The 12,063-nt window shown below is 57.7% G+C and carries 11 protein-coding genes and 1 pseudogene; 4 read left to right on the top strand and 8 right to left on the bottom strand.

Annotated elements, in window-relative coordinates:
* Positions 1-255: 255 nt before the first annotated feature.
* The 3 genes and pseudogenes from AC1Q6Y_RS16715 to AC1Q6Y_RS16725 all read right to left on the bottom strand — a co-directional run.
* Positions 256-1,161, bottom strand: coding sequence for a DUF4238 domain-containing protein (locus AC1Q6Y_RS16715; RefSeq protein ID WP_079246761.1), 906 nt, complete (start codon positions 1,159-1,161; stop codon positions 256-258).
* A gap of 216 nt (positions 1,162-1,377) precedes the next feature.
* Positions 1,378-2,262, bottom strand: coding sequence for a site-specific integrase (locus AC1Q6Y_RS16720; protein WP_131726872.1), 885 nt, complete (start codon positions 2,260-2,262; stop codon positions 1,378-1,380).
* Positions 2,263-2,342: 80 nt separating this feature from the next.
* Positions 2,343-2,597, bottom strand: a pseudogene (locus tag AC1Q6Y_RS16725) (hypothetical protein); the annotation flags it as partial.
* 185 nt (positions 2,598-2,782) lie between these two features.
* Between AC1Q6Y_RS16725 and AC1Q6Y_RS16730 the strand changes: the two are divergent.
* The gene (locus AC1Q6Y_RS16730) at positions 2,783-3,232 is read left to right on the top strand and encodes an Xre family toxin-antitoxin system antitoxin (RefSeq protein ID WP_057716623.1); all 450 of its coding nucleotides are present in this window, start codon (positions 2,783-2,785) and stop codon (positions 3,230-3,232) included.
* A 361-nt stretch (positions 3,233-3,593) separates the two neighbouring features.
* Here the strand turns inward: AC1Q6Y_RS16730 and AC1Q6Y_RS16735 are convergent, their stop codons facing one another.
* Together AC1Q6Y_RS16735 and AC1Q6Y_RS16740 are read right to left on the bottom strand one after the other, a co-directional pair.
* Positions 3,594-4,418, bottom strand: coding sequence for an inositol monophosphatase family protein (locus AC1Q6Y_RS16735; RefSeq protein ID WP_057715163.1), 825 nt, complete (start codon positions 4,416-4,418; stop codon positions 3,594-3,596).
* A 265-nt stretch (positions 4,419-4,683) separates the two neighbouring features.
* On the bottom strand, positions 4,684-4,830 hold the full coding sequence (locus AC1Q6Y_RS16740) for a hypothetical protein (RefSeq protein WP_198530243.1): 147 nt from the start codon (positions 4,828-4,830) through the stop codon (positions 4,684-4,686).
* 997 nt (positions 4,831-5,827) lie between these two features.
* Between AC1Q6Y_RS16740 and AC1Q6Y_RS16745 the strand changes: the two genes are divergently transcribed.
* Positions 5,828-6,481 (top strand): hypothetical protein, encoded by a 654-nt coding sequence (locus tag AC1Q6Y_RS16745; protein WP_057715164.1) that lies wholly within the window; start codon positions 5,828-5,830, stop codon positions 6,479-6,481.
* A 731-nt stretch (positions 6,482-7,212) separates the two neighbouring features.
* Here the strand turns inward: AC1Q6Y_RS16745 and AC1Q6Y_RS16750 are convergent.
* Positions 7,213-8,121 carry a site-specific integrase gene (locus tag AC1Q6Y_RS16750; RefSeq protein ID WP_057715165.1) on the bottom strand — a complete coding sequence of 303 codons (909 nt, stop codon included), beginning with the start codon at positions 8,119-8,121 and terminating at the stop codon, positions 7,213-7,215.
* 176 nt (positions 8,122-8,297) lie between these two features.
* Here AC1Q6Y_RS16750 and AC1Q6Y_RS16755 point away from each other — a divergent pair, with 176 nt between their 5' ends.
* Positions 8,298-9,278 (top strand): DNA-binding protein, encoded by a 981-nt coding sequence (locus AC1Q6Y_RS16755; RefSeq protein ID WP_057715166.1) that lies wholly within the window; start codon positions 8,298-8,300, stop codon positions 9,276-9,278.
* 111 nt (positions 9,279-9,389) lie between these two features.
* Here AC1Q6Y_RS16755 and AC1Q6Y_RS16760 read toward each other — a convergent pair whose 3' ends face one another.
* Both AC1Q6Y_RS16760 and AC1Q6Y_RS16765 read right to left on the bottom strand, forming a co-directional pair.
* Entirely contained in the window at positions 9,390-10,334 is a 945-nt protein-coding gene (locus AC1Q6Y_RS16760; protein ID WP_057715167.1) for a hypothetical protein, read from the bottom strand.
* A 118-nt stretch (positions 10,335-10,452) separates the two neighbouring features.
* The gene (locus AC1Q6Y_RS16765) at positions 10,453-10,749 is read right to left on the bottom strand and encodes a hypothetical protein (RefSeq protein WP_057715168.1); all 297 of its coding nucleotides are present in this window, start codon (positions 10,747-10,749) and stop codon (positions 10,453-10,455) included.
* Positions 10,750-11,004: 255 nt separating this feature from the next.
* Here AC1Q6Y_RS16765 and AC1Q6Y_RS16770 point away from each other — a divergent pair, with 255 nt between their 5' ends.
* Positions 11,005-11,820, top strand: a complete 816-nt coding sequence (locus AC1Q6Y_RS16770) for a hypothetical protein (protein WP_057715170.1) — start codon at positions 11,005-11,007, stop codon at positions 11,818-11,820.
* Positions 11,821-12,063: the final 243 nt, after the last annotated feature.

Here is a 12,063-nt window from a genome sequence, read left to right on the forward strand (position 1 = left end):
CGTTGGAAAATGGATTTGCCGTGTTTGCCATGGCTCAAGCGGATAAAAGTGTCATATTCACCGTTCGTACACAGGAGAATGGCGCCGAGCCAAGGCAGATCGGCGAACCGATTCCCTCTCCAAAGCAGCTAATCACACCGCTGCTCGAGCGCCTGCACCCAACAGCGGCGACGCGGCCCTCGGCGGACTAACCCAGTAAGCCATCCCCCTTAACGAGTTGGGGTGCATCTCGGAACAGGTGCACCCTAAATATCACTAACGATGCCAGGCATCTTCTGCCTTCAAAAAATCCACGACGTACTGACGCTGCTCGGCAAGAGTCGGGCGGGTCAGTGCCCAGCCGAGATGAGCGCTGACAAAGTCACCTTGCGCATCATCACAGTAGTACGCGGTCTGCGCTTTACCCAAGGTATAAAGGTTAATCAGCCGAGCCCGCGCAGGCGGCTTCAATAGATCAAACACTGCGATATTGGAGCTGTTGGAAAAGACCAAGGCCTTGTGCGGACTGATGGCAATGATGAACAACAACTTCTTCAAGTAATCGCCCCAGCGGGAGGTCGGATAATCCGAGCAGAGCAAGCTCAAGCGCTCATGGCTATACTCGCGCAGGTTCGCCTGGACCAAGCCGTCCGAAAACGGTTGCTCAAGCAAGGGTAGGATCTCGTTTTGGGTGAGCAAGACCAACGAAACCACGCCGAGCGAGTCGCTTGCCTGAAAATAATGGATGACCTCATCAATCGACTCCTGCGAGAAGCGCCGTTCGGCTTTCATTCTCTGGCGCAAGAGGTCCAGTTCCGAACGAACATCCATGAGCACCGCAGGGTGTCGAGCCTCCAGTAACGTCAAGGTATTCGCCAGCTGTCGGCGATCAGACAACCCCCAATCCTGGACGAGACTTCCCCGTGCCTTTTCGATGATCTTGTGACCGGTCTCATCAATCAGCGGAGTGATGTGGCTGGTTTCGACCTCAAAGCCGCCATCGGGAAAGTCGATACGATACAGATCTTCGATAGAAGCCGTGTATTTGATGGAGACCGGCTTGATCTCCATTACCCCGCTGTGAAGTAAGCGACGATAACGGAAAACTTTTCCACTCGCATGCTGCCAAGCTTTCAGGAAATGCTGAGGGATGAAATGGTGATTGCGTGGGGGATTCGACATGCCGTGAAACGCTCCAAGTGTCTAAATCCGATGCAAGACTCTCGACGCTAATATACTTCGCCTCGCCTCAGCCAACGAGAGCGAAAACGTTCATCTCGGGTGGACGGATATTAGGCAGGGCACTGCTTACCGATGTCACTTTCCGAACGGGACGTTGCTGTCGATGGACCGCCATGCCGGCTGCGCCCCCAGCCAACCGACATAATCCATCAGCACTTAGCGTCGCCATTTGCCAAAAGGTGCGGTCGTGTCGATATAGCGCATCGCTGAATGAACGTCTCGCCAACCGACATAATCCATCAAGGCCTTAGCCCCCCACTCGTTACGATTGGCCCAGGTAGCAAAACCGCGGCGCAGCGAATGCCCACTGTAACCTTCCCCATCCAGGCCATTGCGGGCAAAAGCCATACGTAAAAGCCGCGACATACTGTTCGCATTCAGTCCCTCTGCACTGACATGCCCCCAACGGTCAATGGCCCGGAACACTGGTCCTTGCTGCAGACCGCTGGCCGCCAACCAGGCCTCGTACGCCGCCACCGGACACAGACGCTTCAGCGCGGGCACCATGACTGTCCGTCCTTGATGATCACGATCGGTTTTGTCACTGACGAGGAAGATTTCCAAGCTTGCTCCCGTTTCGACTTTGATGTGCTCGACGCGTAGCTGGCACAGATCGTCGCTGCGAAACGCTCGCCAAAAACCGAGCAAGATGAGCGCCTGGTCCCGACAGGCGCGCAGTCGTTCTGCGGCAACAGTGGAGCTGGCCTGCTCATGTAACCCGGTGATGCACTCCTCCAGCGCCTGCAGTTGCAGCGCCTCTGCCCGTTTTACCGGCTGGGGATGCTCGGCGCGAATCCCGCGCAGCACATCACGCACCCGCGGCTCTTTGGTCGGATCCACAAATCCATGGCGCTTATGCCACTGAGCCAGGGCGGCCAAGTGAGTATGCAGGGTAGAACTGGATAGCTGCTCAGCATAGGTAGCCAGATAGCGCGCGACACTTTCGCTGGAAGCGGGCAATAGCCCCTGCCATGTCCCTTCAAAATGCTCAAGCGCACTGAGGTAGCGACGTTGCGTACTCGCCCGTCGCGCCGCCTTCAAGTACCGATCCACTGGGGCCGTCACGCCACACATCCTCCTCGCATACCACTAATAAGCCGAATATTTCCCAAAAAACCCTCTCACGTTTGAGAATCTTGGTTTCTCACACCTGTTGAATCGCTCACTTCAAGGCTAAATTGGCTAGATTGTGCAGCTGTAATAACGTAGGCCGTAGCGCAGTACGAAATCGTCAGCCGGGTGACGCCCCAGTCACCGAACGGCGCGTCGGCCTCCACGTAGCGCAGGGCGCTGTGCACGTCACGCCAGCCGACGTACTCCATCAGGGCTTTCGGGCTCCATTGATTACGGCTGGCCCAGGTCGCAAAGCCGCGGCGTAACGAATGGGAGGGCTATATTTTCAGGGATCAAATCGCAGTACCAGCGAGACGCCAGGTTCAATTGGAGCCCGTATAAAACTGCTTTTTCGAGACGTAAGAGGTTAGCAACAATCGGTCGGTACCTGACGAGTTTGCCAGAATGCTCTTTATAATAACTGCAGCCATTCCAAATGGGCCCCACCATGATTGCTAGCGTTATGCGCAAAGATGCTTACCGTGATTATCGAGTTCGGCTGGAGCTTATCCTTCATATTCCCACCAACGCGTCAGAGCAGGATATCCACGAGCTCATTGAGGCTGGCTTCTTGGCTGATAGCGTCATAGTTCTCTGCGATACAGGCTTGATCGGTCCATCAGAGCGCAATCAGATTACTCCGCTCAGAACCCTCAAAACTCGGTTGGCAACACGTCAGCGGCTCACGGTGCACGAGAGTGATCGGGTGTTCCGATTTGCGCACATCATCGCCATAGCCGTGACACTCTTCGGGAGTGACGAGAAGGCGAAGCGTTGGCTCTCTAAACCCAAGGATCGTTTCTTGGGAAAGGCCCCATTTGCGATGCTCTCTACACTCCAGGGCACTCGTCTAGTTGAGGAGATGCTGATTCAGGTAGCGGAAGGCATTGCATTTTGATCCCGTATACGACGTAAAAAGCATCATTCGTCAGCGCTATTCGCATGGGGTAGTGAAGGGCTTTCTCGCTTGTCTCGAGAGAAGAGTCGCGGCAATTCGACGCCCGAGTTTTCGGCGCGCATGAAAGCATCATCGGCTGGATAGCCGACGCCTCCAGTTCGGACATTTACATGTGGTCTAAAGCGAAAACGCCGAATGGGTTCAAATGTTCGCCGAAGACGCGCCTGTCCTGAAGAGCACAACCGCTAGCGAGGATGGACATTCAATTCGAGAGATTTACAGTCTGGCGCTTGCGGACTGTGCGCGGTTGAAGAGGACAAACGTAAGCGGTTGCCACTGCTTGAATGACTCGGGCAACGGATCAGTTGCAGGTTTCCGTGAAAATACGATCCCATTCACGGGCTAGCAAGCTGCGGCACGCCGACACTGAACCACCGAAGCAGCGTTGTGAGACCGTTTGCATATTGGCCTCAGTAGCGTATGCAATCGTTTGCCCTCGCTCATCGAATAAAACGCCGCCTGCTCCTCTCAAGAGTGCATGGCCCGCGACAACGTCATGCGCGGATACCGGATAGAGCGAAACACCGCAAACACCCTCCCCGGCGGCGACTTTGGCGAGCCGATAGGCAATGGAAGGCATGGCCACAAAGGTGCTGGGTTGGCAGAGCTCGCTGTTGAGTGCAGGTTTACTGATCGCCGCCGCACTGACCATCACGAACTCGTCGCTCGACAACGTTTTGGCAGTAAGCCGTGTTTTGACCGGCCGTCCATTGCGGCTCACCTCGGCCATGCCTTCTGCCCAGGCAATGCAATCAGGCACGCCTTCAACGGTGACGGGAGCATGCACCACACCTAATACCGGCGTTTGCATGTACAACAGACCGATGGAAAGGGCTGAGCCCTTGAGCCCCTTAAGAAAGTCCGCGGTCCCGTCGTTTGGGTCAACGACCCAGCACCATGGATGGCCGGTCAGACGATGTCCGGTTTCCTCTCCCCAAAAGTCGCAAGGAAGAAGCTTCAGCAGGTGTTGATGTAATAGCTGTTCGATTTCTACGTCGACGGCGGCCTTGTCACCCTGACCCCGTGGTCCGTCCATTCTCACCCACTCGGCAATCAGCAGTTGGCCGGCGCGAACAACGACCTCGATGGTCTGGGTGAGTAGCTGTTCAAGGTCAGGGTTTTGCACGAGATGGGATGCCCTATGGTTGAGTGGGGGGAAAGCGATGCTCCTCACCCGTCAGCCGCCCAATTGGCTGTCGGCCAGACGGGCAACGCCGCCTATCAAAATCGGTGTGTGCCCTTCTTGGCTCTTGTCCTCAAGATTCGATGGGCATTCCCTCAAAACTACACCTGCAAGACTGTTGATAGTTGATGAACTTACGCACAGCGGAGGGGGGGCGCTGCCCCGAGACGCAGCCCGTTGGTGGGTTAAGGATTGTCGAGTCACTTTTTCATGTACGCCCTTGTGCTTCGACCTGTACCAGCAAGCAAGCCGCTTGCCCCTGCTGGGTGATGACGAACGTATGCCCTTGCGCAACTAACACCAGCAACCGACGCATCCGACGGCGAGCCTGGCTTTTGCTGTAGGTGATGCGCATGGCCGATACCCCTGACTAGATCTCGATATAGATTAGCCTTTTCACTCCATGCTGCGACCTGAGTACACCGACGGCACGGCCCAACACGAGCCCTCCCAATTTGAGGACTGATAACGCCTAAAATTCTAGGCGTTACAGGGGTAAATCTGGCGTTGCGCCTAAAATCCTAGGCATTAGCTCAATGCAGTGGTTGGTCGCACGATGGCCGGGCTTCCGCGCAGACTGCTGGAAAACCCGCATTGGTTTCGTACGAGGGTGGCGCTGAAACGAACCTTCGCGTTGGGTGGAGTTTCGCCGAAAGCACGGAGGTCGAAACCACTACACCTTTCACTTGTTATCTCACATCTTTTTCCGACCGCGCTTCTGCAACTACAAGGCTTACCGACCTACGAGTAACAGACGTAAGACTCAAGGACTTCACATTTTTTCGCGCGCCTCCCAAGCGTATAAAATGCCGCATGGCCACGCCACACAATAGCTCCCGGCAAGCCCAACGCCGTCGAAACACCCTCCCCTTGCGAGTCGACCATCATGCGCCTGCGAAGTGGCCAATAGGCAAGTGTCCGAGCCACAGGGTGTAAGGATGGCGTAGGCAGCCTGGACTAACGGGCCGCCAGATCAGCTCGACCGCGACAGCAGACGGAGACGCCTAGATCGATAACAGCGACGTCAGTCGGATGGAGACCAAAAGACCGTCGGTGGGCGCGACCGAAGCAGTAACATCCATAGACGGTTTCCCGGCGAAGAGAACGAGCGATCGCTGAAGGCTCAGCTCGTTGGCCTGGGTGATTCCCTCGTGCGCACCAGCGCTGGCGGCGTCAGCGGTAGGGGCAGACCGACCTCACACCGGCTGACGACAGGATCCGAGTGCCGCCACCCACTGATTCCCCGCTTCGGCCTTGGTCGACATTGCCTCAGCGCAAATGCACCTTGCACGACAAACCGCCTATCGTTCAATAGGTGGGCAAGCCTCAACGCCGCTCTTGAAGGAGGCAGCATGTCAGCAAAGAAAATCGAGGTCCGCCGCGGATCAGACGGCTACACGCCGGCGTCTGAACAGCCGGACGGGATCCAGCTCCACATTGAGCTGCCGGCAATGAGCGGGCACACAGCAGACGTCTACCTCGATTGCCTCGAGGTCTTGAACCGTGTGTTTCTCGGTGCCCTGCCCCAGGCAGCGGCCGATACAGAGGTGCCTGCCTCAAGCCTCAGCGCGCCCCGCACGCTGAACCCGCGCACCTTATTCAGGGAGGCGGTCATGCTGGCAGAGGCGCGGCAGTTGATCCTGCAAGACGGCGACTGGGTGACCGCGGCGGGCTTGTCCCAACTCACCGGGCTCGAACCTGCAGCGCTCGCCGCCGGCCTCCGGGCGTGGCTGCGCGACGGCCGTCTCATCAGCGTGAACGACCGGAGCCAGGAGTACTTTCCAGCGTTCGCGTTTGGCGACGCAACGGAACCGCGGCCCATCGCCGAATTCGCCGCAGTGGTCAAAGTGCTGCGCGAAAAAAAGGACGGCTGGGGCATGGCGTTCTGGTTCGCCTCGAGCAATCACTTCTTGGCCGGCAATCGCCCCCAAGACCTGCTGCGATCGTCACCGCAGCGCGTGCGCCGCGCGGCGGAAGAAGAGGTGGCGGGGATACTGCTTGGCTAGTCCGGAGGTCGCTTGGGCGGCAAGCCGGTGTGTGACGGCGGCCGGGTAAACCCATCTGCTGGTGAAACAGCCTTGCCTGCAGTGACAGGACGGTGGATTCCCGCCAGCAATCCGACCGGTTCCAAGTCTCTACCCGCCGACAGGGCGGCGTCCAAGAATCGATTCGCACACGCCGAGCGCGCCCTGAGCGCCGCCTGCGCCGCGGCCTTGAAATGCTCAGCGACCTGCCATTTTGTCGTTTTGACTTTGCGCTTACCTTTCATCACGACTCTCGAAGTGAATCACAAACGTCTACTCCCGACAGGCCTTGAGACATGAGCGGACAGCCTTGGGACTCCGCCCGAACCCACGCTCATTGCTCCAAAGGTGCCACTCACGTTGATCAGGGTGGGCCACGCGTCTCCTAGACGTACCGTCAACCATGGCTCTCGCCCAAAAAACGCTCCGGGGTTTGAGAATCTTGCTTTCTCAAACCTGTTGAATCGCTGACTTCACCTGTCGAATAACCACGTTATACAGCCGTACGAACGTAGTTTGTAGCGCACGGTGAAATCGTCGCCACGCAGTCATTTCAACTCGGAGAACTTGTTGCGCCACCATTACCGAAGGCCCCGCCAAGATCGATATAACGTATGCCGATACGCACACTACGCCAGTCGACGTGATCCATCAGGCCCATCCAGCAGAGCTTCGCCAGCGAGCGTTTTACGGTGATGCAACCACCTCAACTGCTAACGGCGCAGGTCTCCAAAGGGAGCGGTGGTATCAATGTATCGCATGGCCGACTTCACATCCCGCCAGCCGACATAGTCCATCAGTTGCTTGGTGGTCCAGTTGTCGTTGTTCGCCCAGGTCGCAAATCCACGGCGCAATGAATGCCCGGTATAGGCATCACCATCCAGACCACTGCAAGCAAACGCCTCCCGCAGCACATAGGTCACGCCATCGGGCTTGAGCCCTTGGGTACTGATTTGCCCCCACTGATTGATGGGACGAAATACCGGTCCCTCCTGCAGTTCGCTGATCGAAAGCCAGTCCTCGTAGGCCTGCACCGGACACAAAAGCTTCAATGCCGGCAACAGAACCACCTGCCCGCGAAATTCTCGATCAGTCTTGCTGCTACCCAGAAACACCTCCAGCTGTTTCCCCCGGCATAACGTAGTGTGCTCCACCCGCAGTCGACACAGCTCGTCGGCGCGAAATGCCCGCCAAAAGCCCATCAGAATCAGCGCCTGATCACGGTAGGCCCGCAGGCGTGCCACCGGGTGATCACTGGCGATCTGTTGCTGCAGGCCTGCGACACAGCGTTCCAGCGCTATCAACGACAGAGGCTCGGCCTGTTTGACCAGTCGTGGGTGTTGCGCGCGGATGTTGCGCAGAACCTGGCGTACCTTTGCGCTTTTGGTGGGATCGTCAAAGCCGTGACTGTGATGCCACTGCGCGAGCGCGGCCAAGTGCAGGCCCAGCGTGCTGCTGGACAGGATTTCGGCATGTTCAGCCAGATACCGCACCACCGTGTCGCCGGACGCTGGCAAGCAACCACCCCAACCCTGCTCGAAATACCTCAGCACGCCCTGATAGCGCCGCTGGGTGCTTTCACGCTGAACGGGCCTTAAATAACGATCCGCCGGGCCTGTCATGGGATTCCCCTCCTCGCGTACCTCGAAAAAGCCCCACCGTGAAAAAGTGCCGCATAACTCTGGAGAAATCAGCATTCTCCAGAGCTACTTCGTCGCCCCGCCCGTTGCATTCCAGGCATTTGTACACCTGTACTTCCATACTGCGTAAAACACTACGAAATCGTAGGAGACTGGCCATGGCACGCGGCGGTATCAATAAGGCAGTGGTGCAGATCGCACGCAACGCCCTGCTCGCCCGCGGCCTGCACCCCAGCATCGACGCCGTACGCGTGGAGTTGGGCAATACCGGCTCGAAGACCACCATCCAGCGCTATCTCAAGGAGCTTGGAGAGGCCGAGGTACCGGCGCCGGAGATGCCGCTGGATGAAGAGATCAGTCGCTATATTGGCAGTCTAGCCGGGCGCGTCCAACAGCGAGCCGAAGAGGCGCTGGCGGCCGAGCGAGCGGCCTTCGACCGCCAGCAACTGGCGGCCCGGCAACAACGGGAAGTGGAAGCGGCCCATCTGGAGCATCTGCAACAGGCCCACGCCGCCCTAGGGCAAGCCCGACAGGCAGGCCTGATCCATGAGCAGAGCCTAAGCGGCCAGTTACAGGCGTGTGAGCTGGAACGCCAGCGGTTGCAGGAGGCCCATGAGCAACAGCTGCGCCTGCTGGAAGACCGGGCGGCGCAGATCGTTTCCCTGGAGGGTAAACACCGCCTGACTCAGGAGGCCCTGGATCACTATCGGGAACAGCACCTGCTCCAGCGTGAACAGGAAATCCAACGTCACGATCAGCAACTCCAGCACTTGCAGCGTGAGGCACGGACAAACCGCGACCAATTGCTCAGCAAACAGGAAGAATTAAGCCAGCTGTACCGTGATCTGGAGCGGATGAGCGGCGAACAGCTGCGCCAGCATCAGGAGACGCGCCGCCTGGAGCAGGCCCTGCAATCGGCCGAGGAGCAGGTGCAGGCCGCCGACCTCGAACATCAGAGCGATCTGCGGCAGCTGCAGGTCATCGCCCACGAGCTGACGGCCTTGCGCGAGAAGACCAAACAGCAGTTGCTCAAACTGCGGCAGACCCAGCGCGAGCTGCGGGCCAGGGCACTCCACATCAGTCAGCTACAAACGCTGGTAGAGCGTTTAACTCGATCTGCGCCGACTAGCCCCGATTGACCGCGGGCCCGACCATTGGCATCCCGCCTTCCGCCGCGCCGGCCCAAAGGTACTGGCGCCCAGGTACCTGCGAGCGGTCATCGATAGAGCGCCCGCAGCGCGACCGCCCGATCAAGCAGCCCTCTTCTCGCTTGCCCTTCGGCGCCGGCGTTTACCGTCCGCAGGTATTCCTTTAAGGCTGATTTGCAGCGGTGGAGACAAGTACCGCAGTTCCTTAGAGGTCAGCACCCGCCGGTTCCAATCGGCATCCCAGTACAAGCCGTAGCCGCATCTCACCGCCTCAAACCCTTCGGGATCAGCGCAGAAATAACCTAGCTCAAGTTCACCTTCGATGTGCACCCGTTTCATCAACCAGCGCGGAAGCCCGCGAAACAGGCGAACGTCGTTTGCAAATTTCTCGGTACTGACCGTCCACCCCGCCATCGATGGCAAGTGCCCCTCACGGAAATGATAATCCAGCAGCGGATACAGCCATTTTGTGGCGCCGGCGAATTCGCGCTGTACACAGATCAGATGGAGATAGACGATGAAGCGCGCCTGCACAAACTCGCGTGCCCAGCGGTATTTGTCCAGGCCACCGGCCAGAATCACCAACCAGAATCCCAGATCCTGCCAATAGGCAGCCGTGATGCGCCGCTGCAAGCGGGGGCGTTGCAGTCCGTGCAGCGGCTTGCCATGCAGTCTGAGCTGCATCACCAATGTCTTGCCATGATCGCTCGACACTTCTAGCAAGTGCAGAACCGCCCAGAGGGGGTTGTTCAACACCTCCTGCAGTGCCGGAAATTCGTTGATCAAGGCAGAGCGCAACTCTCCTTTTGGCAAAACCCCGCAGAGATAATTCCTCCACTTACCCGGTTCCCCACCGTCAGGTCCGATCAATCCCAGCCGCGCCTCGAAGGCTACACCCCAGCACACCAGCGCAGCGGGGGTCCTACTGATACCAGCCAGGAAAATGAGTTGATTGATAAAAACAGTCGCCCTGAGTTGATGGGCGAGGCGATGTACGGGGCTGGTCACTTCGACCGTCCTCCGCGCGTTAAAATTATCTAACAGCATAGCTTGCACCGCATAAAAAAAATTTGATGCTGTCAAGGTAGTGGCAAGGATACACAAAACGTAAAGACGGCCAGAAAAGGCTAACCATTGGACAGAATCGGCGTAAACGAACAAAAACCTACGCCAAGATGGCGAATTTCACCGCGTTGTTGGGGTTATATTTTTTAAAATTTTTCGCCAAAACGCCATTTCTTACCGGAAACAGGGGGCGAATAATCTCCGCACAACCCGATCTGGTTGCCACTTCCAGCGCTAAACAATGGGAGAAGAACATGATTGATGTGACGGTAAAGGCGGTAATTTCTCCCAGGTCTGTGAGTTTGGGCAGCAATTGCAGCAACGCGTTGAATGGCTCGCACTCGGGAAGCGGAGACGACTGCCAGTCATCCCCACCACCATCGCGCGCGCCCTTCATCCTGTATCCAGAGCAACTCGTTCCGTCCCGACCAATGATGGCACCTCAAGTTCGTAAACGAACATGGCGGTGCACCGCGCCTGCAGGGTGTGCAGCGTCGCCTGGTACCCGGCCCTGATCGGCGTGCTGGAGCTGATCCTGAACGGCCGCTTCACGGCACGCCCCGCGGGAGTGCAGCGGGACACAACGGCGACGGCTGCGCTTTGATCAGCCGAGAGCATGAGTAGGTTCTTTTATTTAAGGAGTCTTCGCATCATGAGCGTAAATACCACGGGTAAACACAGCCCATCTGCCACCATTCTGATCGAGACCCGGCAGATCACTTCAAACCTAGAAAAAGCAAACGGCCAACCTGGGCTGCGCTGTTTCATCTCGACGGCATGGGATCTGCTACACGACTGTCCGATCGACCAACGCGTCTCTTATGATGGAACGCTGGCCAAGGCGACGATCAGGTCGCCGGAAATGCTGTCGAAGTCCTCTACCGATGCCACCGGCCGTTCGAGCCAGTGCCATCTCAAGCGCTGGTATGGGTACCACGGTATCCCCTACGAAGTGTGTGTTATTCACAATGGTCGCGTCTGGTTGCGGCCCATTGGAACAAGGCGACTCGCGGCCAACGTCGGCTCATATGCTGCTCGTCCTTCTAAGCAGGATCTGGAGCGCCAGACCACGGCTTCAGCCTACGTGCGCGTACAGCCGGTCAAAGGCCAGCGTCTGCGCAAATCTCGGGCGTCCTTTGCGCAGCAACCATCCGAAATTCAACGCCTGGTTGGCTATTATTTCGAGTCCAAGTACTGCGTAGCAGGTGGGACGAAGTCTGAATTGGCCCGGCGGATGCAGGCAGAAATTCAGGCGATGAACCTCTCTCGCCCTAGCGATCAGCAGTTGAATATTCCGCCTCTCAAAACATTGTGCTTGTTCATGGACGAGTACTACTTTTTTGCGATGTCCAACGGGCGCACTGCCAAGCAAACGATCGTCAAGCTGCTCGCTGGCGTAAGCAGCAAGCCTTTTGATCGGCAGGCAAACCAAACGGGAGAGCAGTCGCCGCCCGAGCTTGATGAGTAGCGCCACACAAACTGCGCAATCCTTGCGGCTGGGCTCCATGTGGGCAGGTAGGTGCACTGGAAGGTCGGGTTCAAACAAAACGACTGGCCTGTGATGTGCGCTGTGCTCATCGAATGTCAGGCAATGTTTTTGGCGAAATGGGACAAACGCAGCTCCGTGTCAGAGGTCCCGCCGTTTAAACGGCCATCCCGCCATCTGTTGCTTGCGGCTGTGAGGACAGAAATGAGGACAAGCGCCATTCAC

It is taken from the genome of Pseudomonas sp. GW823-FHT06E10, from assembly GCF_058794995.1.